The organism is Streptomyces sp. NPDC057694 (genome assembly GCF_042799415.1).
In the GTDB taxonomy this organism is placed as follows: domain Bacteria; phylum Actinomycetota; class Actinomycetes; order Streptomycetales; family Streptomycetaceae; genus Streptomyces.
This window is the reverse complement of sequence record NZ_JBHVIX010000006.1, coordinates 329963-355608: the sequence shown is the minus strand read 5'-3', so window position 1 is coordinate 355608 and position 25646 is coordinate 329963. Positions and strand designations below refer to the sequence as shown.

General features: G+C 72.7%; 16 protein-coding genes, 1 tRNA gene, 1 rRNA gene and 1 riboswitch. Of the genes, 7 read left to right on the top strand and 11 right to left on the bottom strand.

Translation table 11 applies throughout. From position 1 onward, the window contains the following. Both ACFVDP_RS17885 and ACFVDP_RS17880 read right to left on the bottom strand, forming a co-directional pair. Positions 1 to 288 (bottom strand): 16S ribosomal RNA (locus ACFVDP_RS17885); the annotation flags it as partial. Between the two features lie 690 nt (positions 289 to 978). Then, complete coding sequence (locus ACFVDP_RS17880) at positions 979 to 1512, bottom strand: MarR family winged helix-turn-helix transcriptional regulator (RefSeq protein ID WP_383490408.1); 534 nt, start codon at positions 1510 to 1512, stop codon at positions 979 to 981. Between the two features lie 179 nt (positions 1513 to 1691). Here ACFVDP_RS17880 and ACFVDP_RS17875 point away from each other — a divergent pair, with 179 nt between their 5' ends. Then, positions 1692 to 2963: an MFS transporter gene (locus ACFVDP_RS17875; RefSeq protein WP_383490443.1), complete on the top strand. Its 1272-nt coding sequence runs from the start codon at positions 1692 to 1694 to the stop codon at positions 2961 to 2963. Between the two features lie 12 nt (positions 2964 to 2975). On the opposite strand, the gene ACFVDP_RS17870 is transcribed toward ACFVDP_RS17875, so the two are convergent. The 3 genes from ACFVDP_RS17870 to ACFVDP_RS17860 all read right to left on the bottom strand — a co-directional run bounded on the left by ACFVDP_RS17870 (position 2976) and on the right by ACFVDP_RS17860 (position 7117). After that, positions 2976 to 3797 (bottom strand): class I SAM-dependent methyltransferase, encoded by an 822-nt coding sequence (locus ACFVDP_RS17870; protein WP_383490404.1) that lies wholly within the window; start codon positions 3795 to 3797, stop codon positions 2976 to 2978. 52 nt (positions 3798 to 3849) lie between these two features. Continuing rightward, positions 3850 to 5565: a SpoIIE family protein phosphatase gene (locus ACFVDP_RS17865; RefSeq protein ID WP_383490401.1), complete on the bottom strand. Its 1716-nt coding sequence runs from the start codon at positions 5563 to 5565 to the stop codon at positions 3850 to 3852. 154 nt (positions 5566 to 5719) lie between these two features. After that, entirely contained in the window at positions 5720 to 7117 is a 1398-nt protein-coding gene (locus tag ACFVDP_RS17860) for an NAD(P)/FAD-dependent oxidoreductase (protein ID WP_383490398.1), read from the bottom strand. Between the two features lie 393 nt (positions 7118 to 7510). Here ACFVDP_RS17860 and ACFVDP_RS17855 point away from each other — a divergent pair, with 393 nt between their 5' ends. Both ACFVDP_RS17855 and ACFVDP_RS17850 read left to right on the top strand, forming a co-directional pair. Further along, complete coding sequence (locus tag ACFVDP_RS17855) at positions 7511 to 8290, top strand: TetR/AcrR family transcriptional regulator (protein WP_383490395.1); 780 nt, start codon at positions 7511 to 7513, stop codon at positions 8288 to 8290. A gap of 263 nt (positions 8291 to 8553) precedes the next feature. Next, positions 8554 to 10461 (top strand): sigma-70 family RNA polymerase sigma factor, encoded by a 1908-nt coding sequence (locus ACFVDP_RS17850; protein ID WP_383490392.1) that lies wholly within the window; start codon positions 8554 to 8556, stop codon positions 10459 to 10461. A 45-nt stretch (positions 10462 to 10506) separates the two neighbouring features. Here ACFVDP_RS17850 and ACFVDP_RS17845 read toward each other — a convergent pair whose 3' ends face one another. Next, positions 10507 to 13743: a BTAD domain-containing putative transcriptional regulator gene (locus ACFVDP_RS17845; protein WP_383490389.1), complete on the bottom strand. Its 3237-nt coding sequence runs from the start codon at positions 13741 to 13743 to the stop codon at positions 10507 to 10509. A gap of 267 nt (positions 13744 to 14010) precedes the next feature. Beyond that, positions 14011 to 16107 carry an asparagine synthase-related protein gene (locus tag ACFVDP_RS17840; protein WP_383490386.1) on the bottom strand — a complete coding sequence of 699 codons (2097 nt, stop codon included), beginning with the start codon at positions 16105 to 16107 and terminating at the stop codon, positions 14011 to 14013. Between the two features lie 641 nt (positions 16108 to 16748). Here ACFVDP_RS17840 and ACFVDP_RS17835 point away from each other — a divergent pair. From ACFVDP_RS17835 to ACFVDP_RS17820, 4 genes are all read left to right on the top strand, one after another. After that, positions 16749 to 18191 (top strand): MFS transporter, encoded by a 1443-nt coding sequence (locus ACFVDP_RS17835; RefSeq protein WP_383490383.1) that lies wholly within the window; start codon positions 16749 to 16751, stop codon positions 18189 to 18191. Positions 18192 to 18296: 105 nt separating this feature from the next. Continuing rightward, entirely contained in the window at positions 18297 to 19505 is a 1209-nt protein-coding gene (gene lhgO / locus ACFVDP_RS17830) for an L-2-hydroxyglutarate oxidase (protein WP_383490380.1), read from the top strand. A gap of 135 nt (positions 19506 to 19640) precedes the next feature. Beyond that, positions 19641 to 20435, top strand: coding sequence for a tRNA (guanosine(46)-N7)-methyltransferase TrmB (gene trmB, locus ACFVDP_RS17825; protein ID WP_383490441.1), 795 nt, complete (start codon positions 19641 to 19643; stop codon positions 20433 to 20435). Positions 20436 to 20490: 55 nt separating this feature from the next. Continuing rightward, on the top strand, positions 20491 to 21798 hold the full coding sequence (locus ACFVDP_RS17820; RefSeq protein ID WP_383490377.1) for a PrsW family intramembrane metalloprotease: 1308 nt from the start codon (positions 20491 to 20493) through the stop codon (positions 21796 to 21798). Between the two features lie 9 nt (positions 21799 to 21807). Here the strand turns inward: ACFVDP_RS17820 and ACFVDP_RS17815 are convergent, their stop codons facing one another. The 4 genes from ACFVDP_RS17815 to ACFVDP_RS17800 form a co-directional block, all read right to left on the bottom strand. Continuing rightward, positions 21808 to 22761 carry an aldo/keto reductase gene (locus ACFVDP_RS17815; protein WP_383490373.1) on the bottom strand — a complete coding sequence of 318 codons (954 nt, stop codon included), beginning with the start codon at positions 22759 to 22761 and terminating at the stop codon, positions 21808 to 21810. Positions 22762 to 22895: 134 nt separating this feature from the next. Continuing rightward, positions 22896 to 23933 carry a M23 family metallopeptidase gene (locus ACFVDP_RS17810; RefSeq protein ID WP_383490370.1) on the bottom strand — a complete coding sequence of 346 codons (1038 nt, stop codon included), beginning with the start codon at positions 23931 to 23933 and terminating at the stop codon, positions 22896 to 22898. Positions 23934 to 23944: 11 nt separating this feature from the next. Beyond that, positions 23945 to 24081, bottom strand: a riboswitch (cyclic di-AMP (ydaO/yuaA leader). 215 nt (positions 24082 to 24296) lie between these two features. After that, a complete protein-coding gene (locus ACFVDP_RS17805; RefSeq protein ID WP_383490367.1) occupies positions 24297 to 25406 on the bottom strand; it encodes a PP2C family protein-serine/threonine phosphatase in 1110 nt (369 codons plus the stop codon). A 156-nt stretch (positions 25407 to 25562) separates the two neighbouring features. Continuing rightward, a tRNA-Met gene (locus ACFVDP_RS17800) sits at positions 25563 to 25636 on the bottom strand. Positions 25637 to 25646: the final 10 nt, after the last annotated feature.

Genomic DNA, 25646 nt, shown 5'->3' with positions numbered 1-25646 from the left:
AGGCCGGCTACCCGTCGTCGCCTTGGTGAGCCACTACCTCACCAACAAGCTGATAGGCCGCGGGCTCATCCTTCACCGCCGGAGCTTTCAACCCCACAAGATGCCTTGCGGAGTGGTATCCGGTATTAGACCCCGTTTCCAGGGCTTGTCCCAGAGTGAAGGGCAGATTGCCCACGTGTTACTCACCCGTTCGCCACTAATCCCCACCGAAGTGGTTCATCGTTCGACTTGCATGTGTTAAGCACGCCGCCAGCGTTCGTCCTGAGCCAGGATCAAACTCTCCGTGAATGTTTCCCCGTAATCGGGGTGACACCACGAGAGCGGAACACCGGGAGGAATAATCCCGATGTTCACAGCGTCCTCGCTGTGCGCCTACCAGTCAGATGACCGGCAGGACTTTTTCAAAGGAACCTCATCTTCGACCATGAAGGCCGGAGACGGGGTATCAACATATCTGGCGTTGATTTTTGGCACGCTGTTGAGTTCTCAAGGAACGGACGCTTCCTTTGTACTCACCCTCTCGGGCTTTCCTCCGGGCGCTTCCCTTCGGTATTTCGTGTTTCCGACTCTATCAGACCGTTTCACCGGCCGATTTCCTCGGGGTCTTGCTTCGCTTTCCGGCCTTTCGGCTTTCCGGCGAGTCCGACTCTATCAGATCCTTTCGGGCCTGATTCCCAGTCAGCGGGGCTTGTCTTCCGGGCTGTTGGGCCGTTCCGACGTCTCAAACTTTAGCGGATCCCGGCGGCAGTTCCTAATCGAGGTGATCGGGACGCTCGCCACCCAATTTCGAATTGAATTCGGGCAAGCCGAAAGCAATCCCTTGGGGAGATCGTGCTGGTGTTTGAGTGCCGCATCAGCGGCTGGAGTTGCTGCCGGAGAACCGTTACGGCTCCGTGGCAACCCGAAGAACCTTACGGACTCGGCCGACCCGTGTCAACCCCCACCCGGGTCGCCCCCGTCGGCGTCTCAGGCAGCGGCTCAATCAAGGTCGTTGAGCCGGCCGCCGGCGTCCGGCTGGGCGTGCTCCACGCGGCGCAGGAGGCGGGTCAGGACCTCGCCGAGGGCGGTGCGCTCCGTCGGGGAGAGGTCTTGGAGGAGGTCCTCCTCGAAGACCGTCGCAAGCCGCATGGCGTCGAGCCACTTCTCGCGGCCGTCGGCGGTCAGCTCCACGATGACGCGGACCCGGTTGTTCTCGTCCCGGTCCCGGGTGACCAGGCCCTCCTGGACCATGCGGTCGATGCGGTGGGTCATCGCGGCCGGGGTGAGGCCGAGCCGCTTGGCCAGTTCGCCGGGGCCCATGCGGTAGGGAGCGCCGGAGAGGACCAGGGCCTTGAGGACCTCCCACTCGGCGTTGCTGATGCCGATCTCGGAGGTCTGCCTGCCGTAGGCGACGTTCATCCGGCGGTTGAGTCTGCCCAGTGCCGAGACGATCTGCTCCACCTGGGGGTCGAGGTCCTGGAACTCCCGCTGGTACGCGGCGATCTGCTCTTCGATGGTCGGCTCGGCTGCCATGCGGCGAAGTATGGCACGACGTCGGTTGGCATTGAAGTCCTTCGCGCTGTACTGTTTAGCTTCTAACTTTAGCTTCGAAGTCTTCAGGGTTGAGCGCTGGCCGCTCCCTGGGGGCTTCTTCTTGTGCGAGCACTCCTTGTGTGAGCACCACGAAAGGGCAGGTGAAAGTGACCAGGGCGATGGGCGCCGCGATGCGGCGTGTGCAGGTGGGTAGCGCGCTGAGTTCGTTCGGCGTGGGTTTCACGGTTCCGTTCCTCTACGTCTACGTGGCGGAAGTGCGGGATCTCGGCGCCAGTGCGGCGGGGATCGTGCTGGCCGCCTTCGCCATGGCCGCCCTGGTCGTCCTGCCCTTCACCGGTCGCGCCATCGACCGGCGCGGCCCCATGCCCGTACTGCTCGTGGCCTCGGGTGTCGCGGCCGTGGGTGCTCTCGGGCTCGGACTCGCGGGCAGTGAGCCTGCCGCCATCGCGGCCGCCGCCGTCCTCGGCGCTGGTACCGCGGTGCTCCAGCCGGCGCTCGCCACCATGATCGTGTGGTGCTCGACGCCGGAGACCCGGACGCGGTCCTTCGCCACGCAGTTCTTCCTGCAGAACCTCGGACTCGGCATCGGCGGGCTCATCGGCGGCCAGATCGTCGACGAGAGCCGCCCGGAGAGCTTCCTGCGGCTGTTCGCCATCGAGGCCGTGATGTTCCTGGTGCTCGCCGCGATCGTGTGGACCGTGCGGATGCCGGAGGGCGCCGCGCTCGGCGAGGCCAAGCCGAAGGACGCCGCCAAGGGCGGACTGCGGACGCTGCTCGGGCACCGGGCGATGGTGCAGCTGTGCGGACTCGGGTTCGTACTGTTCTTCGCCTGCTACGGGCAGTTCGAGTCGGGGCTCAGCGCCTACGGCGTGGAGGCTGCCGGGATCTCGGCGTCCACGCTCGGGATCGCGCTCGCCGCCAACACCGCGATGATCGTCGTCGCGCAGTTCGCCGTGCTGAAGTTCGTCGAGCGGCGCAAGCGGTCGCGGGTGATCGCCGGCGTCGGGCTCATCTGGGCCGTCGCGTGGGCCGCAGCCGGATACGCGGGGCTCGGGCACGGCAGCCAGACCATGGCCACCGCCGCCTTCATCTCCACGTACGCGCTCTTCGGGCTCGGTGAGTCGATGCTGTCGCCGACCGTCGCGCCGCTGGTCGCCGACCTCGCCCCCGCGGGCATGGTCGGCTCGTACAACTCGGCCTTCGCGCTGGTGAAGCAGCTCGCGCTCGCCGTCGGTCCGGCCGTCGGCGGGCCCATGGGCGCCGCGCTGCACGGCCCGTACATCGTGACCTTCCTGCTGTTCTCGCTGGGCATCACCGTGCTGGCGCTGCGGCTCGGGAAGCGGCTCACCCCGCTGCAGGACCAGCCGTCGCTGGCCGGGACCCGCGTGGTGATGGTCAGCAAGCCCGAGCCGGCGGCGGCCGACGCCTGAGCGGGGCTGACGTCAGCGGACCGCTGTCGTCAGCGTCGCCGTGAAGGGGAGCGTCACCGAGCCGTCGGGGGCCGCCCGGTCCGCGAAGCGGGCGGCGAAGCGGTGCCCCGCCGTGCGCAGGGCGTCCGGCTCCGCGAGCGCGCTCCAGGGGAGCGCCGAGAAATGGCCGGGTACGTAGTCGACGAGCGGCGGGAGCGACACGTCGAGGGTCACCGGGCGGGACTCCACCTCGTGGAAACCCGCCCGGTTCAGCGCTGTCGTGAGGACGTCGCCGGTGACGGCGAAGGCGCGGGTGAAATCGGCCGCCGCCTGTTCGCCCGCGTGTTCGGCGAGGGTCTCCCGCTGGGCGAGGAAGTACGGGGAGCGGTCCAGGTGGCTCCAGGTCGTGGCGGCGAAGCGGCCGCCCGGCGCGGTCACCCGGGCCGCCTCCGCGCACACGGCCGCCAGGTCGGGGAAGAACTGGGCGCCCTGCTGGCACAGGACCACGTCGAACGTGGCGTCCTCGTGCGGCAGCCGGTCCGCCGGAGCCTCGGTGAACTCGATGTCGGGATACAGGTGCGGCCGGTGCGCCACCGCCACCCGCAGCATCCCGGCGCTGACATCGGTGCCGTGGACACGGCCTGCCGGGCCGACCCGGGCCGCGGCGAGCCGGGCCGTGAACCCCGTACCGCACGCCAGGTCGAGCACGGTGTCGCCGGGGCACAGGGCGGCGGCGTCCACGAGCGCGATGACGAAGGGCGCCATGAGCGGGGCGACGTAACTCTCGTAGCGCTCGGGCGCGCTGCCGGTGGGGCGGAAACCTGAGACGGGTGCGGCATCTGCTGCGTCTGTCATACGGAGCTGATAGCAGCCGGGGGCCGACTTGCCCAGGGGTCCCGCGCCGGGCCTACGTTCTGTCCGGCAGCACGAATTCGCACCACACCGCCTTTCCGCCGCCCGGTGTGCGGCGCGAGCCCCAGTTCGAGGCGATGGTGGCGACGATGGCGATGCCGCGGCCCGTCTCGTCCGCCGGCTCCGCACGGCGGCGGCGCGGGAGGTGGTCGTCGCCGTCGGTGACCTCGATGATCAGGCGGCGGTCGGTGCGGCGCAGCCGCAGGCGCATCGGCGGGATGCCGTGCTGGAGCGAGTTCGCCACGAGTTCACTGGCCGCCAGGACGCCCAGGTCGTGCAGTTCGGGGGCGAAGCGCCAGCTGGTCAGGACGCCGGACGCGAAGGCACGCGCGCGTGGTGCCGCCTCGATGCCGCCGAGGAGTTCGAGCGCCGCGTTGCGGAACAGCTCGCCGTCGGAGCCCTTGCGGGCCGGGTGCTGGAGGACCAGGACCGCCACGTCGTCGTCGTGGTCGGCGGTGACGCCCGCGGCGCGGATCAGCCGGTCGCAGATCACCTGCGGGGTGCCCGTCGCGCCCGCCAGGGCGTTCTCGAGCGCGGCCACGCCCTCGTCGATGTCCTCGTCCCTGCGCTCGACGAGGCCGTCGGTGTAGAGGACCGCGGTCGAGCCGGGGCCGAGCGGCACCGAGCCCGACGCGTGCAGCCAGCCGCCGGTGCCGAGCGGCGGGCCGGTCGGTTCGTCGCCGCGGTGGATCGTGCCGTTCTCGTCCCTTACCAGGATGGGGAGATGGCCCGCCGACGCGTAGACGAGCCGGCCCTCGTTCGGGTCGTGGACGGCGTAGACGCAGGTGGCGATCTGCTGCGGGTCGATCTCCGTAGCGAGACCGTCCAGCAGTTGCAGTACCTCGTGCGGCGGCAGGTCCAGGCGTGCATAGGCGCGGACCGCCGTGCGGAGCTGGCCCATCACCGCCGCCGCGCGGACGCCGCGGCCCATGACGTCGCCGATGACCAGGGCGGTGCGGCCGCCGCCGAGGGTGATGACGTCGTACCAGTCGCCGCCGACCGCGGCCTCGGTGCCGCCGGGCTGGTACGTGGCGGCGATGCGCAGGTCGTCGGGCTCCTCCAGCTCCTGGGGCAGCAGGGAGCGCTGGAGGGTGACCGCGGTCTCGCGCTGGCGGCGCTCGCTGGTGCGCAGGCGCTCGGCCGCCTCCGCGTGGTCGGTGACGTCGGCCGCGAAGACCAGGACGCCGGGGCCCTCGGCCGTCTCCAGCGGGGTGCAGGTCACCGTGTACGAACGGCCGCCGGACGTCTTGCGGGACTTGACCGTACGGGGCTTGGAGCTGCGCAGGACCTGGTCGAGGAGCGGGAGCAGGCTCAGCTCGTCGAGTTCGGGCAGGGCCTCGCGGGCCGGCTCGCCCGGTGGGCGGTCGCCGAAGGCCGCGACATACGCGTCGTTGACGTACGCGACGCGGTGCTCGGGGCCGTGCACCAGGGCGACGAGACCGGGGATGCGGTCGAGGACGGCGCGGACCGGCAGCCCGTCCACCCCCGCGCCGCTCGTCACGCCGGTGCCCGTGGCCGCTGTGCCCTCTGCGTTCTCCGTGCCTTCTGTGCCTTCTGTGCCCTGCGCGGTCTGCTGGTCGTCGTCGGGAAGATGCTCGGCGCGGGCGGACGGCACCGCGCCGTCGCCTCGCTGGGTTACGCCGTGGTCGGCCCGCGCTGCGGCGCGGCGCTGCGTTCCGGGAAGTCGGGCGCTCCAGCGCGTGAAGTTCACTTGGGAAAAGCCTCGTGGGGTCGAGGGAGGGCGCTTGGCCCGCCCATGGTCGTGGACCAGTCTGGCCGACCGTACTGACAAACGTCAGACGCCGGTGTGGGGGCGGGAGTTCCGCGCTCCGGTGAGCAGGGCGTCGGCTGAGGGACGGCTGAGATCAGGGGGACCCTTTCGGGCCTCCGGAGGGTGGAGCGGAAGGATCCTCAGGGGGGACGTCACCGGCTGCCAGTTCGAACTCGGCGCGTGGCCGTTCCAGCGAGCCGAGCGAGACGATCTCCCGTTTGAACAGGCCGGACAGGGACCATTCGGTCAGGACGCGGGCCTTCCGGTTGGCGGTGGGCACCCTGCTGAGGTGGTAGACGCGGTGCATGAACCAGGCAGGGTAGCCCTTCACCTTCCGTCCGTAGACGTGTGCGACACCTTTGTGCAGACCGAGTGAGGCCACGGATCCCACGTACGCGTGCCGGTAGTCGGTCAGCGGTTCGCCGCGCAGGGACGCCGTGATGTTGTCGGCGAGTGTCCTGGCCTGGCGGACGGCGTGCTGGGCGTTGGGCGCGCACTCCTTGCCCGGCGCCGTGACGTCCGGGACCGCCGCGGCGTCGCCCGCGCCCCAGGCGTGCGGCGCGCCGTCGACGGCGAGGGCGGGGGTGCACCGGAGCCGGCCCCGGTCGGTCAGCGGCAGGCCGGTGGCGGCCAGCAGGGGGCTCGGTTTCACCCCGGCCGTCCACACGACCGTACGGGTGGGAAGGCGGGAGCCGTCGGAGAGGACCGCCACCCGGTTCTCGCAGGACTCCAGGCGGGTTTCGAGGCGTACGTCGATGTTGCGGCCGCGCAGTTCGCGGATCGTGTACTGCCCCATCTCCGGGCCGACTTCGGGCAGGATCCGGTCGCTGGCCTCGACCAGGATCCACTTCAGGTCCTCGGGTTTGACGTTGTGGTAGTACTTCGCCGCGTACCGGGCCATGTCCTCCAGCTCGCCGAGCGCCTCCACGCCCGCGTAGCCGCCGCCCACGAAGACGAAGGTCAGGGCTGCGTCGCGGATCGCCGGGTCGCGCGTGGAGGAGGCGATGTCGAGCTGCTCGATGACGTGGTTGCGCAGGCCGATGGCCTCCTCGACCGTCTTGAAGCCGATGCCGTGGTCGGCGAGTCCGGGGATCGGCAGGGTGCGCGAGATCGAACCGGGGGCCAGGACGATCTCGTCGTAGCGCAGCGGGGCCGGGCCCGTGCCCTCCTCGTCGCTGGCGAGGGTGGTGTACATCGCCGTGCGCTTGGCGTGGTCGACGGAGGAGACCTCGCCGACGATCACTCTGCAGTGGCCGAGGACGCGGCGCAGCGGGACGACCACGTGGCGCGGGGAGATGGATCCGGCCGCGGCCTCCGGCAGGAACGGCTGGTACGTCATGTACGGGTCGGGCGTGACGACGACGATCTCCACGGCGCCGCCGCGCAGTTCGGGTTTGAGCCTTTTCTGCAGGCGCAGGGCGGTGTACATCCCGACATAACCGCCACCGACGACCAGGATGCGGGCGGGTTCCGGGGATGGCGTCCTTGGCATCGTCACCGTCCCATGACGCATCGGACCCTTGATTTTGTCCACAGCCCCGGCAAATTGTGTGGCCTGTGGATGGCGGCGGAACGCGCCGTACCGATCCCGCGCGTGTACGGGCTTTTGGAAATATCCGCAGGTCAGCGCGGGGCACGGGGGTGGGCGCGAGGGGTGCAATCGGGGCGGAATCGGCGCGTACTCCGTTCGGGGGGCGCTCCGTGCGGAACCTGCCCCTTCTGAATTGACTCCGGCTCAACTATGTTCGTGTGCTGTCGGGGTGTCGGGGGATGCACTGACGGGCCCGCAGGGTCGGGCCCGGAAATCACTGTCTGTTCCTCACGCTCCGGCGGACAATGGCGGGGAGTGTCTCCGGGGGGAGACGTCATTACCGGGGGAACGCATATGCACATTCAGGACACTCATTGGACCTCTGCGTCAGCCGTCGCGCCGTCGGGCGCCTCGGGTGGGGCCAACGGACGGGCGGCGGGCGACAGTTCGCGCTCGACACCGCTGCGGGTGGATGCCCAGCGCAATCTGGAGCATGTGCTGCGGGCGGCCCGCGAGGTCTTCGGCGAGCTGGGGTACGGCGCACCCATGGAGGACGTGGCGCGGCGCGCCCGCGTCGGCGTGGGCACGGTCTACCGGCGCTTTCCCAGCAAGGACGTACTGGTGCGACGGATAGCCGAGGAGGAGACCTCCCGGCTGACCGACCAGGCACGGACGGCACTCGGGCAGGAGGACGAGCCGTGGTCGGCGCTCTCGCGCTTCCTGCGGACCTCGGTCGCCTCCGGCGCGGGCCGGCTGCTTCCGCCGCAGGTGCTGCGGGTGGGCGTGGCCGACGAGCCCGCACAGGATGCCGTACGGGGCGAGGCGCGGGTTCCTGAACAGCGCAGCGGCGCGCCCGAACTGCGGCTCGTGGAGCGGCGGGCGACACCGGGCGACGAGGCCGTGGACGCGCTGGGCCCCGACGACTCGGGGGCCGCGGCGCTGCTGGAGGTCGTGGGGCATCTGGTGGACCGGGCCCGGGAGGCCGGTGAGCTGCGGGCCGATGTGACCGTGTCGGACGTGCTGCTCGTCATCGCGACGGCGGCGCCGTCACTGCCGGACGCCGCGCAGCAGGCGGCGGCCTCGGCCCGGCTGCTCGACATCCTGCTCGAAGGGCTGCGCTCGCGGCCCGCATAGCGCGTCCCGTCCGCTCACAGGACGGCAGAGGCCGAGGGCTTCGTCGAACGGCCTGGACCGCGGGTGACCGAATCAGGTCACCCGCGGTCAACTCATGTGCGAAAACGGCTGGTTGCGTCGCCCCGGCCGGGTGACACGTAGTGCTCGGGTACGGGAAATCTCCACGGATGAGTGGTTGCCGTGCAGACACATCCGCCGCGCACTTCCCGTGTGGCACGCTTTCCCGGTGATCGGCCGTGAGTGGGCAGGCGGGGGCTTCCGCGATGAGCGTTGACGGGCAGGGCGAGCAGCGGCCCGACGGTGGGGGGACGGACGCGGAGGACCTCACCGCGCAGCAGGTACCGAGCCAGGGCGGCCCCGAGCGGGCCCGCGGCGGACCCGCCGCGGTTCCCCTGACAGATGCCGATGTGTCCGTACCCGCTCAGCGCGAGGTCGTGTCCGCCGCCGCCGACGGCGGTGACAGGCCGCCGTCCGACGCCGATCTGATCGGGCGGATGCGCGCGGGCGACGACAGCGCGTACGAGGAGCTGTACCGCAGGCACGCCGCCGCCGTGCGCCGTTACGCCCGCACCTGCTGCCGCGACGGGCACACCGCCGACGACCTGACGGCCGAGGTGTTCGCCCGCATGCTGCAGGCCGTGCGCGGCGGCAGCGGGCCCGAGCACGCGGTGCGCGCCTATCTGCTGACCACCGTGCGGCGCGTCGCCGCGTCATGGACGAAGTCGGCCAAGCGCGAGCAGCTCGTCGACGACTTCGCCCTCTTCGCCGACCAGGCCTCCCGGTCGACCGAGGTCCTGGACGACGACACGCTCGAACTCGGCGCGGACGTACGGGCCATGCAGGAGGCCGAGCAGTCGATGGCCATGCAGGCCTTCCGCTCGCTGCCCGAGCGCTGGCAGGCCGTGCTGTGGCACACCGAGGTCGAGGACGAGTCGCCCAGCGACGTCGCCACCCTCTTCGGACTCGATGCCAACGGCACCCGGGTGCTCGCCAAGCGCGCCCGCGAGGGCCTGAAGGAGGCCTACCTCCAGGCGCACGTCTCGACCACCCTCACCGAGTCCGAGGAGTGCTCCCGGTACGCGGACCGGCTCGGCGCCTACGCGCGCGGCAGCCTGCGCACGCGGGCCGAGCGGGGCCTGCGCAAGCACATGGAGGAGTGCGCCAAGTGCCGCCTCGCGGCCGGGCAGATCAAGGAAGTCGCCAGCGGGATCCCGGGGGTCGTGCCGATCGCCGTCATCGGCTGGTTCGGCGCCGCCGGGTACGCGAAGGCGGCCGCCTTCATCGGCGGTGGCGCCGCGAGTGCGGCGGGCGCCGGTGCGGCCGCCGCGGCGAGCGGCGGTACGTCCGGCGGCGCGGCCGGCGCCGCCGCGTCCGAGGGGCTCGGCGCGCCCGCGAAGGCCGGGATCGCCGCCGGGGTGGTGGCGGCCGCGACCGCCGCCGCGCTGGCCATCGCGCTCACCGGCGGTGAGCCGAAGCAGGAGCCGGAGGCGCGGAAGGAGAAGCCGCCGGTCTCGCAGCCGATCACGCCGGCGCCGCAGAAGCCGACGCCCAAGCCGCCTCCGCCCGAGCCGAAGCCGACCCCCACGCCGACGCCGACTCCGACCCCCAAGCCCACACCGACGCCATCGGCGAAGCCCAAGCCCGAGCCGAAACCGGCCAAGCCCAGGCCCACGCCGAAACCGACACCGAAGCCCACCCCGCAGAAGCCCAGGCCGAAGCCCACTCCCCCGCCCGCCCCCGCCGTCTACCAGCTGAGCACGCTGGCCTACGGCGTCGCGGGCGACGGCGACAAGCCGGAGATCCGGCTCGCCGAGAGCAGCTGGGTCTGGCAGCGCTACGGCATGTCGATCGCCCGCAAGCAGTACGCGCACGGCGTCTCGGTGCACTCCCGGTCCTCGGTCACCGTCGATCTGAACCGCACCTGCACCGCGTACGACGCCTTCGTCGGCGTCGACGACGTGACGCTCGGCCTGGGCGCCGTCCGGTTCTCCGTGTACGTCGACGGGGCGCGCGCCTGGCAGTCGCCGGTGGTCCACGGCCATGATCCGGCGGTGCCGGTGCATGTGAACCTCAGCGGGCACCGGACGATCCGGCTCGTGGTCGAACCGGAGGGGCCGGGCGGTGCGGTGGCGGTCGCGGACTGGGCGGAGTCCCGGTTCAGCTGCGGCTGACCGGGCGCGGGCCGGGCTCTTCGGGGCGGCTGTCGTGCCCGGCGGTCAGCCTTCTCCGGCGGGTACCGCCACCTCGGCCAGGAGCTCCTCGGAAGTGAGCGCCGCGCCCGCCGCGCGCTCGGCCTCGTACCGCGCGTCGCCCAGCTCGGCCCGCGCGCGGGCGTCCACGGCCGCGCACTCGTCGCGCTCCGGCAGCGGCCGGGGCTTGCCGTCGCGCAGCCCGTCCGACGCCGCGAACAGCCGGACCGCGCGCGCCACGTCGTCACGGCGCGCGTGCAGCTCGGCCCCGACGTCGACCAGCCCCGCGACGACGCTCTCCGCGCAGCGCCCGGCCAGCGCGTCGCGCAGAGCGTCGGTGAGGAGCGTCAGACCGGGCTCGGGGCCCGACTCCGCCGCCGTGACGCGGGCGTCGATCAGACCGAGGGACGCGCCGAACTGCGGGGGCGGTGTGCTCTGCTCGGCCACCGCGCGGGACCTGTCGCACAGCTCGCGCGCGCGGGCCACCTCCCCTTCGGCCAGGGCCAGATGGGCCTGCAGCACCCCGATGAAGGCCGCCGTGTCGGCGATCCCGTACCGATCCGCCTCCTCGCTCGCCGCGTCGAGCGCCTTGCGGGCGCCGTCCCGGTCGCCCTCCCGGTAGGCGATCTCGGAGATCCGCGCCATCAGGAACGGGGTCTCCGCGTACGCCCCCACCTCGTAGGCGAGCCGCAGCGCCTCCTCGAACTCGCCCTGCGCCTCCCGGTAGCTGCCGCGCCCCATGGCGACCTCGGCCGCCGCGCTGCACACCTGGGCGCGCATCCAGCGGTCGCCCACCCGGCGGCTGATGTCCCGCAGCTCGGCGAGGTCCTCGTCGACGCCCTCCATCTGACCCGCCATGTCCACGACCGTGTGGGTACGGAACATCAGCGTGACGCCGACCTCCCAGTCCCCGCCGAAACGACGGCAGTTGGCGACGGCCCGGTCCAGCGCCTCGCGCACATCGACCATTCCTTCGAGGACGAAGAGCGTGAACGGCCAGATGATCCCCGGGAAAGTGGCGCCCTGCGGGCTCGGCGGCTCGAAGGCGGTCCGCACCCGCACCATGTACGCCCGGTCGTCCTCGCTGCGGATGACCTCCTGCGGGGTGGACTCGGTGACGAGGAAGAGCGCGAGCAGCCGCAGCTTCATCCGCGGCCAGTAGAGCGGGTCCTCGGGGTCTCCCGGCTCGATGTCGTCCGTCAGCATGCCGCGGATGGTCTGCACCCAACCGCCGCCCTCCGGGCGGTAGTTGCGCAGCCACCAGAACCAGCCCATGTGCAGCGCCAGGTCGATCGCCGCTTCCTCGTCGACGAGGGCGGGCTGGGTCGTGACCCGGGTCAGGGCCGCCCTGATGTTGTCCAGCTCCGTCTCCAGGCGCTGGATCCACGGAAGCTGCTCCCCCGAGCGCAGTTTGGGGTCGGCCTGCGCGGCCAGGGCGCGCACGTACGCGAGGTGCCGGCGCTCGGCGGCCAGCCGCAGCTCGGGCGCCTCGGCGGCGCGCTCGGTGGCGTACTCGTGGATGGTCTCCAGCATGCGGAAGCGCATACCGGGCAGCCCGCGGTCGCCCGGGGCCGCGATCAGCAGGGACTTGTCCACGAGGGAGCCGACGGCTTCGGCGCCACCGGGCGGGGAGCAGACGGCTTCGGCGGCCTCCAGGGTCCAGCCGCCCGCGAAGACCGACAGCTCGCACAGGGCGGTGCGCTCGCTGTCGTCGAGCAGGTCCCAGGACCAGTCGACGACGGCGCGCAGGGTCTGCTGGCGGGGCAGGACGGTGCGGCTGCCGCTGGTCAGCAGGCGGAAACGGTCGTCGAGGCGGTCGGCGATCTGGCGCGGGGTGAGCAGCCGCAGGCGGGCCGCCGCCAGCTCGATGGCGAGCGGCAGGCCGTCCAGGCGGCGGCAGATCTCGGCGACGGCGTCGGCGTCCTGAGCGGGATCGAAACCGGGGCGGACCGCGGCGGCCCGCTCGGCGAACAGGCGGTGGGCGGGGTCCGGGGGCAGCGGCTCGACCGGGCGCACGGACTCCCCCGGAACGCCCAGGGGTTCACGGCTGGTGGCGAGGATCGTGAGCCCCGGGCAGTGCGTCAGCAGGGTCTCGGCGAGCTCCGCCGCCGCGTCGATCACATGCTCGCAGTTGTCAAGGATCAAGAGCAGGCCGCGATGGGCGCAGTGCTCGAGGAGGAGCCTGGTCGGGTCGTCGTGCAGGCCCGACAGCTCGGTGGTCATCAGCACCGTCTCGCGCAGGCCGAGTGCGCTGACGACCGCGCCCGGCACTCCCCGCGGGTCGTCCAGCGGCGCCAGCTCGACCAGCCAGGCCTGGGGCTCGGGGGCTGCTGCCTGCTCGGCCAGGCGGGTCTTGCCGGAGCCGCCCGGGCCCGTGAGCGTGACCAGGCGTGCTCCTCGCAAGTCGGAACGGATCGCGTCGAGTTCGGGTTCCCGGCCGACGAACGAATTCAGCCGGGGGCGGAGGTTGCCGGTGCGGGCTCCTGGGCGGGGGGCGCTCTCCGTGGCGGCGGGGGCTGGTGGTTCGGGTGTGGCGAGTGGTGCCGCCGGTTCCGTCAGCAACTCGGTGTGCAGACCGGTCAGTTCCGGGCCCGGGTCCGTGCCCAGGCCGTCCGCCAGGGTGCGGCGGGCCGTCTCGTACGCGGCCAGCGCGTCCGCCCGCCGGCCCGTCGCGCGCAGGGCCCGGATGAGGAGGGCGTGCAGCGGCTCGTCGTAGGGGTGCGCCGTGGTGAGTTCCCGCAGTTCCGGTACGAGGTCGGGGGCGCGGCCCAGATCCAGGTCGGCCTGGACCCGCGCGCGGGTGGTCTCCAGACGCTGGGCCTCGGGGCGGGTGGCCGCGGTGTGGCCGGGCAGGTCGGCCAGGGCCGGGCCGTGCCACAGGGCGAGGGCTTCGCGCAGGGTGCGGGCCGCGGTCTCCGGGTCGTGTGCCGCCAGGGCCGCGGTGCCCTGGCGGGCCAGGCGTTCGAAGACGTACAGGTCGATGTCGTCACGGGAGGCGGTGAGGCGGTAGCCGCCCGGTTCGGAGGTGACGGCGTCCTTGCCCAGGGCGCGGCGCAGGCGGCCCACCAGGGCCTGGAGGGCGGCCGGGGCGTCGGCAGGCGGGGCGTCCTCCCAGACGTCGTCGATGAGGGTGGTGACCGGGGCCGGGCGGGGGGTGTGCAGGGCCAGGGATGTGAGGAGGGCGCGGAGGCGGGGGCCGCCTACGGGGACGGGGGTGCCTTCGTTGTCGTACGCCTTTGTGGTTCCCAGGATTGTGTACTGCACCGGGACATTGTCGCCGGGCGGGCGGGGCTGTGCCTCGGGGTTTGTGGTGCTCGGCGAGGCGCGGCCCTGGGGTGGTTCTGCGGGGCCGGGCCGTGGGGTGGTCGGGCGGGGCCGTGGGCCGGGCGGGCGGGGCTGGGGCTCGGGCCTGCCGAAGCGCTCGCCCCGCGCTGGGGGGCCGCCTTGCCCACCCTGCCGCCCCTGGCGGCAGATTGCCCAAGGCGGCGGGGCAAGCAGGTAAAGCCGCGGCGGACGCAGCAAGGCGCCGCGTCAGCGCGGGCCCGCGCCCAAGGCTCGTTCCGGGACCACGCTGCCCGTTGGGACGGCGCGGGCGCGGGCCGGGGTGCCGGTCCAGCAGGTGCCTCGGCGGGCCATGAGGCGGCGCAGCCACAGTTCCAGGCCGACGAGGTCGGCGAGGCCGTCGAGCGGGAGGGGTTCGCCGTCGGCCGCCGCGCGCAGCGCCTTGCGGACCACGCGTGCCTCGATCAGGCCGGTCTGCGCCAGCAGGGGCGTGTCGAAGAGGGTGATGAGGTGGTCGGCGGAGACGCGAAGGCCGGTGCGGGCCGCGGCCGCCGCCGTCGCGTGCGAGGGGGCTCCCCAGCCGTGCGGCAGGTCCCTGACGCCCGCGCCTTCGAGCACCGTGCGCAGGATGACCGCGCGGGCCCCCGGCTGGACGCGCAGCGCCTCGGGGAGGGCCTGGCAGGCGCGGACCACCGCGTTGTCGAGGAAGGGCGCGTGCAGGCGCTGGGAGCGGACCTCGGCGGCCTGCTCCAGGATGCGCAGGTCCGCCGCGTGCCGGGCGAGGGCCGCGCGGGCCCGGAACGCGCCGGGACGCTGCCCGGGACTCATGCCGGGGCGGACCCTGCCCTCCTGGAGGCGAACCGATACTTCAGCCAGTGCCTCGCCGGTCAGCCAGCGGGCGGCGGGCCCGGGTCTGGCCCACGCGAGCGCGGCGAGCGAGGCGCCGACGGCACCGCCGGGTTCGTCGAAGCTGCGTTGCAGGAGGCGGTCGGCCAGGTGGTCCAGGCCCGTCTTGTAGGGCGTGCGGGCGAGTTTTCTGGCCGCTCCGTAGACGCGCGCCGGCACCCGGAGCGAGCCGCCCTCGGCCTTGGTGAGCGCGGCCACGGGACGGACCATGTGGCGGCGCCTGCGGTCCATCAGGAGGTCGGCGAGGCGGGCCGGGTGGGCGTCCAGGACCTGGCGGGCGCCGTAGCCGGTGAAGTGGTCGGCGCTGCCGGAGGCGAGGCGCGCGCGGTGGCGGGAGGCGGAGACGAGGGTGGCGCTGGGTTCGTCGGTGAGCGGGCCGTCGAGGTCCGCGTAGGGCAGTGTCTCCTCGCCCCCGGTCACCACCACGTGGTGCAGGCGGGGGTTGGACGCGATCGCCCCCGCGCGTTCGAGTTCGGCCTCGCGGTGGATCGTCGTGGTCGACAGGTCGTTGAAGGTGACCGCGAGGAGGCGTTCGCCCGCGCCGGTGCCGTGCCCGAGGACCGTGCCGGGCATCCCGGGCAGGCCCGCGGCGAGCAGGGCGAGGGTGCCGGAGGCGGGGCCGCCGGAGAGGTCGGCGCCGATGCCGGGCACCGGCATGCCGCGGGCGGCCCGGCGCGCGGCGGGCCCCATGCCGGGCACGGGTCCGGGGTCCAGGTCGGTGCCGGGGATGTGCCGGGGCGCGGCGAGGCGGGCCCGTACGGCGTCCACCAGGGCCTCCCGGACGGCGTCCACGGCGCGGTCCGGGTCGGCGGGTGCCGCGGCCACCGCGAGGGACGCCACGGGCTCGTAACCGGCGATCTCGCGGGCGCCCGCGCGCAGGATCAGCGCGTGGCCCGGCGGGATGCGGCGCACGCCCTGGTACGGCGTCGAGTCGTGCAGCGCCTCCGGGACGTCGGGGGCGGCGAGCAGCGCGGCCAAGTGCCCGACGTCCAGGTGGGCTTCGATGAGGTCGGCGAGCGGGAGCGCGGCGGTGGCGTAGGCGGTGCCGCCCGCCCAGGGCGTGTAGAAGACCGGGCGGGCGCCCGCGAGATCGCCGGCGACCATGACGCGGCGGCCCACCTGGACGACCGCGGTGTAGCTGCCGGGCCAGGCCGTCAGGTGGCGCAGGGCGCCGCCCCGCGCGGCGAACAGGCCCACCCTCAGTTGTTCGTCGGTGGCGCCGCACACGCCGAGCACCGCGATCCGCGTCCGGTCGTCGGCACTGACGACGCGCACCTCGTCGGCGCGCCAGTCACCCACCGCCCACAGCGGATCCGGGTCGCCCCACAGGAGTTGGGAGCCCACCGGATGTACCGTTTCGCCGTCCTTGCCCATGGCCCCCGCGGAGTCGAAGGCAACGGCTCCAGGGGCGGTACTGCTCCACCCCACCAACCACCGCATCGCCGCCTCCACAAGCTGTGGACAACCAAGAGGTCCCCATGCTGCCACGAAGGAGGCGCTCAGGAGGGGCCAAGTGAAGGGGCAAGTGCAGAGCGCGAGATGGCGTACGCTCCCCCCAATGCGCCCTGTTCGAGCCGTGGTTGAACCGTGGTACTACCTGGCCCGCATAGGACGGCAGGGGCGACTTTCGGCCAAATCGGCCCGGGATGGCCGGAGGTGGACACCCCGCTTCGGCCACAGCGCGCAACGCACTGTGCAACGCACAGTCCGGGAGGCGCACACCGCCTCCCGGACCGGTCCGCCGCCCGCGGGGATGAAGGCGGCGGTGTCCCCCAGCCCACTGGATCCAGTACAGCGGGCCGACCCACGCAGGTTCCATGGAAGCCCTCCGCGGGTGTCCGAGTAAGAGCGCACGCACGGGCGCACGGCACCACGCACGGAGCACACGGTCACACGGCGTGGCCTGCGCCGTACTTCAGTGCGGACAACAATCCCGCCATCCGGAATAGCGACCCTTAACGCTTGGGATTCGGCGAACTACGCTGGGTGTACGAATGCCGCGCGGTTATGCCACACCGAAGTGGTCAGTATCAGTCTGGGTGACGCCTGACGCGGCAGCCGTCTGTGTCGAGGGGTGGCGCATGTCCAGGGAGCAACGCGGGCCGAACGAGAAACTCGGCGCCGTTCTCGCCCTCGCGGGAATCAGCAACGCCGGACTCGCGCGGCGCGTGAACGATTTAGGAAGCCAGCGCGGTCTGACGCTTCGCTACGACAAGACGTCGGTGGCGCGGTGGGTGTCGAAGGGCATGGTGCCGCAGGGCGCCGCCCCACACCTGATCGCCGCGGCCATCGGGCAGAAGCTGGGCCGTCCCGTGCCGCTGCACGAGATCGGGCTCGCCGACGCCGACCCCGCGCCCGAAGTGGGTCTCGCCTTCCCGCGCGACGTGCGTGCGGCGGTGAAGTCGGCGACCGAGCTGTACCGCCTCGACCTCGCCGGGCGGCGGGCCGGCAGCGGCGGGATCTGGCAGTCGCTGGCCGGATCGTTCGCGGTGAGCGCTTACGCGACGCCCGCTTCCCGGTGGCTGATAACACCGGCCGACTCGTCGGTCGCGCGCGAGCCGCACGTGGCCGCCGGGGCGGAGAGCACCGAGGACGGCTCGAAGGTCCAGAAGGTCGGCCACAGCGACGTACAGAAATTGCGCGAGGCGGCGGAGGACGCGCGGCGCTGGGACTCCAAGTACGGCGGCGGCGACTGGCGTTCGTCGATGGTGCCGGAGTGCCTGCGGGTCGAGGCGGCGCCGCTGCTGCTCGGCTCGTACTCGGACGAGGTGGGGCGCTCGCTGTTCGGGGCCGCGGCCGAGCTGACCCGGCTCGCAGGCTGGATGGCGTTCGACACCGGGCAGCAGGAGGCGGCCCAGCGGTACTACATCCAGGCGCTGCGGCTGGCGCGGGCCGCCGCCGATGTGCCGCTCGGCGGCTATGTGCTCGCCTCCATGTCCCTCCAGGCCACCTACCGGGGCTTCGGGGACGAGGGCGTCGACCTGGCGCAGGCCGCCCTGGAGCGCAACCGTGGTCTCTCCACCGCGCGGACCATGAGCTTCTTCCGCCTCGTGGAGGCACGCGCGCACGCGCGCGCCGGAGACGCGCAGGCGGCGGGCACCGCGCTGCGGGCCGCCGAAGGCTGGCTGGAGCGGGCCCGTGAGGGCGACAGCGATCCCTCGTGGCTGGGCTTCTACTCGTACGACCGCTTCGCCGCGGACGCCGCCGAGTGCTACCGGGACCTGAAGGCGCCCCGGCAAGTACGCAGATTCACGGAGCAGGCGCTCTCGCGTCCGACGGAGGAGTTCGTACGCTCGCACGGGCTGCGGCTCGTGGTGTCGGCCGTCGCGGAGCTGGAGTCGGGGAACCTGGACGCGGCCTGCGAGCAGGGCACGCGCGCGCTGGAGGTGGCCGGACGGATCTCCTCGGCGCGGACCACCGAGTACGTGCGGGATCTGCTGCACCGCCTGGAGCCCTACGGGGACGAGCCCAGGGTCGCCGAGCTGCGGGAGCGGGCGCGTCCCTTGCTGGTGGCACCGGCGTAAGGGCGCCCGGCGGGTGGGCGCGGAGCGGCGGACCGGCCGGGGACGGGCGGCCCGCCGCATTGTCAGTGGCGTCGGGCAAGATGCTGGGAGTGGAGGTGAGGCCCGGTGGGGACGGTCGCGTATGACGGGGACGTGGTGGTGGTCGGCGGCGGGATCGTCGGGCTGTCCACCGCTTATGCCGTGTCCCGGATCGCGCCGGGCACCCGGGTCGTCGTCCTGGAGAAGGAGTCCGGCCCCGCCCGGCACCAGACGGGACGCAACAGCGGGGTGATCCACAGCGGGATCTACTACCGCCCCGGGTCGCTCAAGGCCGAGTTCGCGGTGCGCGGCGCCGCCGAGATGGTCAAGTTCTGCGCGGAGTACGGGATCGCGCACGAGGTCACCGGAAAGCTGATCGTCGCGACCGGCCGCGCCGAGCTCCCCCGCCTGCACGCCCTGGTCCAGCGCGGCAGGGAGAACGGGATTCCGGTGCGCGAGCTGGGCCCCGCCCAGATAGGGGAGTACGAGCCCGAGGTGCGCGGCCTCGCCGCCATCCACGTCGGCACCACCGGCATCGCCGACTACCGCGCGGTCGCCGAGCGGCTCGCCGAGGCCTCCGGCGCGGAGATCCGCTACGGCGCGGAGGTCCTGCAGATCGACCGGCGCCCCGACCGCGGTGTCGCGGTGCGCACGAGCACCGGGGACATCGTGCGCGGCCGCGTCCTGGTGAACTGCGCGGGGCTGCAGTGCGACCAGGTGGCCCGCCTCGCCGGGGACGACCCGCAGATGCGGATCGTGCCGTTCCGGGGCGAGTACTTCGAACTGGCCCGGCCCGAGCTGGTGCGCGGGCTCGTCTATCCGGTGCCGGACCCGGCGTTCCCGTTCCTCGGCGTGCACCTGACCCGCGGTATCGACGGCGGCGTCCACGTCGGGCCGAACGCGGTGCCCGCGCTGGCCCGTGAGGGCTACGACTGGGGCGTCGTGCAGCCCCGGGAGCTGGCCCGGACGCTGGCCTGGCCCGGATCGTGGCACATCGCCCGGCGGCACTGGCGGTACGGGGCCGGGGAGTTGCGGCGCTCCGCGTCCCGGTCCGCGTTCGCCGCCGCCGTGCGCCGGCTGGTCCCGGCGGTCACGGCGGACGATCTGCGGCCCGCCCCCGCCGGGGTGCGCGCCCAGGCCGTCCTGCGGGACGGCACCCTCGTGGACGACTTCCTGATCCGGGAGGGCGCCCGCACGGTCCATGTGCTGAACGCGCCGTCGCCGGCCGCCACCGCCTCGCTCCCCATCGGCAGAGAGGTGGCCCGGCGGGCCCTGGACGCGCTCGGCGCGCTGTGACCGGCCGGTCGGGGACCGGGGGCCGTCCGGGCGGGGACCGGGGGCCGTCCGGGCGGGCGGCGGCGATCCGCGCCGCGAGCGCCGGACGCGTAAAATCTCCCCACTGTGTCTGAGTCTGTTGAGCACCCCACGTCCGTGACGCCCGAGCCGAGCGAGCCGGCCGAGCAGTCGGCGCCGCCCGCGCGCCCGAACGAGCCCCGGTTCCCCGACGGCCCCAAGCCCGATCCCGCCGACTCGCACCACGAGCGGCGCATCCGCAGCTTCCAGCCGCGCCGCGGCCGGGTCACCACCGCGCAGAGCGACGCGCTGCAGCGGCTGTGGGGCCAGTGGGGCCTGGACGTCGACGGACAGCGCGTGCTCGACCTCCCCGCGCTCTTCGCGCGGGACGGCGCTCCCGGTGTCGACCGGATCGTCCTGGAGATCGGCTTCGGCATGGGCGAGGCGACGGCGCAGATGGCGGCGGAGGACCCGACGACCGGCATCCTCGCCGTCGACGTGCACACCCCGGGCCAGGGCAATCTGCTCAACCTGGCCGACAAGAACGGCCTCACGAACGTCCGCGTGGCCAACGGCGACGCGATCATCCTGCTGCGCTCGATGCTCCCCGCCGACAGCCTCGACGGGGTACGCGTCTTCTTCCCCGACCCCTGGCCCAAGAAGCGGCACGTCAAACGGCGCCTGATCCAGCCGGAGTTCCTCTCCCTCGTCGCGGGCCCGATGAAGCCCGGGGCGGTCCTGCACTGCGCGACGGACTGGGAGGACTACGCCGAGCAGATGCTCGACGTGCTCAGCGCCCACCCCGACTACGAGAACACGGTGGCGGACGGCGGGTACGCCCCGCGCCCCGGGTTCCGGCCGCTGACCCGCTTCGAGGGCAAGGGCCTGGACAAGAGTCATGTGGTGCACGACCTGCTGTTCCGGCGGAAGTAGCAGCCTGTCTCAGGACCCCGTCGCGCGGACCGTCATCCCTCGTTAGGGTCAACCTGTGGATCCGTATCCCGCCTACCAGCCCCACCACGACCACGCCCTCGGCACACCCCCGGGCGGCGCGGTCCGGCACCCGCGCTGGTGGGAGCGGAAGGGCGTACGGGTCACGGCGCTCGCCACGCTGCTCGCGGTGTCCGGGGTGGTGATCGCGGCGCTGGTGCGGGAACAGACCGGCACCGAGGGGTTTCTGGTCGGGCTCGGCCTCGCCGTCGTGCCCGTCCCGCTCCTGATAGCCGCGTTCCGCTGGCTGGACCGGGTGCGGCCCGGTCCCTGGCGGAACATGATCTTCGCCTTCGCGTGGGGCGCCTGTGCCGCGGCCCTGATAGCCATCGTCGCCAACAGCTTCGCGACGCGCTGGATAGAGACCGCCACCGCCGACCCGACCGGCGCCGACACCCTCGGCGCCACCGTCATCGCCCCGATCGTCGAGGAGTCCGCGAAGGCGGCGGCCGTGCTGCTCGTCTTCCTCTTCCGCAGACGGGACTTCAGCTCCGTCGTCGACGGCATCGTGATCGCCGGGGTCACCGCGACCGGCTTCGCGTTCACCGAGAACATCCTCTATCTCGGGAACGCCTTCGGCACCGACCAGTTGGCGGGTACCGGACCGGGCCTCAGCTCGGTCACCGCCGCCACCTTCTTCGTGCGCGTCGTGATGTCCCCGTTCGCGCACCCGCTCTTCACCGTGCTCACCGGCATCGGCTTCGGCATCGCGGCGGTCACCGCGCGCGACCGGGGCCCGGTCCGCCGCCTCCTGCTGCCGCTGACGGGCCTGCTCGCCGCGATGGGCATGCACGCCTTCTGGAACGGCTCGTCGTCGCTCGGCGAGTACGGCTTCTTCGCCGTCTACGCGGCTTTCATGGTGCCGGTGTTCGGCCTGATCACCTGGCTCGCGGTGTACGTGCGCCAGCGCGAGCTGCGCACCGTGCGCGAGGAGCTGCCCGCGTATGTCGCGGCGGGCTGGCTCACCCCGCCCGAGCCGTTCGCGCTCGGCTCGCTCAAGGCGCGGCGCCTGGCACGCGAGTTCGCCACGCACTACGGCGGCAGGGAGGCGGCGGAGTCGGTCGCCGCGTACGAGTCGTACGCGACGTCCCTGGCGCTGCTGCGGCGCCGCGGGCGCCGGGGCCGGGCCGGCGCCGACTTCGTCGTACGGGAGCGGGAGCTGCTCGAGGCGCTGTGGGAGCGGCGCGCCGCCGCCCGGCCCGCCCTCGCGTACGGCTCACGGTCCGCGGCCCCGATGTGGCGCCCGCCGGTGTACGCGGGCCCGCCGATGACGCACGGCCCCGCGTACAACCCGTACCGGTATTAGCTGCGCACCCTAGGCCGACGCCTCGGTCAGCCGCGCCAGCTCGGCCTCCGTCAGCTCCAGCTCGGCGACGGCCATCAGCGCCGGCAGCTGCGCGGCGGTGCGCGCGGAGGCGATCGGGGCGGTGACGGTGGGCCGGGAGGCGAGCCAGGCGAGGGCGACGGTGGCGACCTCGGCGTTGTGCGCCTGCGCGACCTCGTCGAGCGCCACGAGGACCTTCTGGCCGCGCTCGGTCTCCAGATGGGGGCCGGCCTTGTCGGCGCGGACGCTGTCGACGCTCACGCCGGACCGGTACTTGCCGGTGAGGAAGCCGGAGGCCAGCGACCAGTACGGGGCGGCGCCCAGGCCCGCGCGGGAGGCGATGTCCTGGCGGGCGCCCTCGTAGGTGTCGCGCGAGACGAGGTTGTAGTGCGGCTGGATGGCCACGTAACGGGCCAGGCCCTCGCGGTCGGAGAAGTCCAGCGACTCCTGGAGCCGCTCCGGCGAGATGTTGGAGACGGCGATGTGCCGCACCTTGCCCGCCTTCACCAGCTCGTCGAGCGCGCCGATGATCTCGTCGACCGGGATCGTCTCGTCGTCGTCGAAGTGCGTGTAGTAGAGGTCGATGTAGTCGGTGTCGAGGCGGCGCAGCGAGGCGTCGGCGGCGGCCTTGATGTTGTCGCCGCGCAGGCCGGGGAAGTCGGGGTGGCGGCCGACCTTGGTGGCGATGACGACGTCGTCGCGCCGGCCGCGCGCCTTGGCCCACCGGCCGATGAGGGTCTCGGACTCACCGCCCTTGTTGCCCGGCGCCCAGGACGAGTACGAGTCGGCGGTGTCGATGAAGTTGCCGCCGCCCGCGACATAGGCGTCGAGCACCTCGAAGCTGGCGGCCTCGTCGGCGGTGAAGCCGAAGACGTTGCCGCCGAGGCAGAGCGGGAAGACGTCGAGGCCGGAGGAGCCGAGGGGGCGAAGTACGGAAGAAGTCATGCTCCAGTCCAACACCCTTCCGGAGCATGGAATTCCGTGGGGACGGCGGTACGCGTCTCAAGGGCAGGCAAAACCGGCAGCCCTGGCGTCGGGGGGTTGCCGCCAGGACCGCCGGAGTTCTCGGAGAAGGCCCCTCAGGGCGTCAGGCCCCGCTCGCGCAGCCAGGCGGCCGGGTCGATGCCGGTGGCGTCCCCGCCGGGGTGGACCTCCAGGTGGAGGTGGGGGCCTGTGACGTTGCCGGTGGCGCCGACACGGCCGATGACATCGCCGGTGGTGACCTTCTGGCCGGCGCTGACATTGATCGACGACTGGTGGCAGAACCACAGCTCGGTGCCGTCGTCGAGGGTGATGACCGTGCGGTAGCCGTACGCGCCCGCCCAGCCGGCCTCGGTGACGGTGCCGGAGTGGACGGCGTAGATCGGGGTACCTGTGGAAGCGGCGAAGTCCAGGCCCGTGTGATAGCCGGAGGACCACATGGCGCCGGGCTGCCCGAAGGTGCCGGTGATCGTGTAGGAGGCGACGGGGAGCTTGAAGCTCTTGGCCAGCTTGGCGAGGCGCTCGGCCTCGGCCTTCTTCTTGGCCTCTTCCTCCGCCTTCTTCTTGGCGGCGGCCTCCTTCTTGTCGGCCGCCTCCTTCTTCGCGACGGCCTCGTCGGCGGCCTTCTTGGCGGCGGCCTCCTCGGCCTCCTTCTTCGCGGCGGCGTCGGCGGCGTCCTGCTGGGTCTCGGCCTGGGCCAGGATCCGGGTGCGCAGCGCCTCGCCCGCGTCCGACGTGCCGTTGCCGACCGTGGTGAGCGGGGTGGCGGCGGCGCCGGAGTCGGAGCTGTCGGAGCCGTCGGATATGAGCGCGCCGACGCCGGGCAGCGACTTGGCCGCGGGCAGCGAGTCCTTCACGGCCGAGAGGTCCGGCATGGAGATGTGGACGGCGGGCTTGCCGCCCTGCGCGGTGGCGATGCCGCCCGCGCCGACGGCGGCGATCACGCCGACGCCGAGAACGGTGGAGCTGCGTGCGAGGCCGCCGCGCTGGCGGGCCACGCGGTGCCTGCCGCGGACGGGGCGGACGGACTCCTCGGTGGGGTTCCACTCCTCCCAGCTCTCCGGCTGGGGGCCGAACGCGTCGTTCGACGGATCCTTCAATGAGGAGAACTCGGGGGCAGGCCGGTTCGACGCCACGGGGGCGCTCTCCTTTCCTTCCTTCTCGCCTACCGGGTTAGCTGACGGGTTCGGAGCAGGAAGGTCTCCTACGAGCACCAAAAGATGCCCGATTCACCCCAAGTTGGTGGTTCCCCGGCTCCCTTGCGGGATTAAGCGCGTGCGCGCGGAGCCATCGCTGGTGACGGCTGGGACGACCGCGCTGCGTTATCGAACGTTAATAGACAGCCGACAGTAATTCCAAGCTCTTCCTACTGATCGTTCACGTCCTGGCCCGGGATTTAACGGGTCAAGGCCGGGCGGAACGGGTCGACTTGACCGACGGTGTGAACCGGCCACGTTTCTGACGGTTCGTCAATTGTTATCCGCGGCATCTGCGGAGAGTCACGGCCGCCGTACGGCGAGGAGCGCCATGTCGTCCGTCGCGCCGCCCCCGGTGTGCGCGCGCACCTCGGCGGCGAGGGAGAGGAGGAGTTCCTCGGGCCCGGGGAAGATCCGCCCCGACAGCCGGGCCGCCGGATCGTAGAAGACGCCCGCGGCGTCCCGCGCCTCGGAGAGCCCGTCGGTGTAGAGCAGCAGCGTCGCCCCCGCCGGGAACTCGGCCTCGGCGACCCGGTCCGGCCAGGACCCCAGCTCCCCCATCCCGAGCGGCAGCGCCCCCACGCCGTCGACGATCGGGATCATGTGTACGGTGCCGTCGTCGAGCAGCAGGATCGGCTCGGGGTGGCCGCGGTTGACGACGCGGACGCGGGAGTCGCCGTGCGGGATCTCGGCGAGCACCGCGGTGGTGAAGCCCTCGAAGTCGTCGATGCCGTCGCGCCGGGTGCCCTCGCGGGCCAGGGCCCGCTCCAGGCGCAGGGCGACCGCCTCCAGGCTGCCCTCCTGCTCGGCGGCCTCCCGGAACGCCCCGATGACGACGGCGACGGCGGAGACCGCGCCCATGCCCTTGCCCCGGACGTCACCGACGACGATGCGCACCCCGTGCGGGGTGTCCTGGACGGCGTACAGGTCACCGCCGATGAAGGCGCCGGCCTGCGCGGCCTCGTAGCGCGCGGCGATGGCGAGGCCGCCGATCCGGTCGGCCGGTTCGGGCAGGACGGCGAACTGGGCGGCCTGCGCGATCCGCCGGGCGGAGTCCAGCTGTTCGTTGCTGCGCCGCACGATCTGGTTGATGAAGCAGGCGAGCACGCAGACGGTCGCCACGGTGGCCATCTCGGTGACGATGTCGGTGCCGACCCGCTGGGTGTATCTGAAGTGCACGACGAGGATGGCGAGGATCGACCCGAGCCCGGCCAGGATCGTGCTGCGCAGCGGGAAGAACGGGGCGGCGACCAGGGGCGCCGCGCTGAACAGCGGAGCCCCGGAGAAGCCGGAGGGCGTGACGTACTCGTAGCAGGCGCCGCCCACGATCAGCAGAACCGGCAGCACGCGCAGGAACCACCGGGTGCCGACGCTGTCCGCCACCGATCTGTGCCGCCCTCCGCGCTTCCCCACCGTTCGTCTCCTGCCACGTCCGCGCCCGGTTTCCGGCGTCTCGTCAAGGGTTCCCGCGGAGCGCGGCGGAGGCGACCTGGTGTGGGCCGTACGGGTGGCGGACGCGCAAAAGAACCGAGGCCGGAATCTCGATGAGATTCCGGCCTCGGCCTTCAGTAGCGGGGACAGGATTTGAACCTGCGACCTCTGGGTTATGAGCCCAGCGAGCTACCGAGCTGCTCCACCCCGCGTCGGTAAACC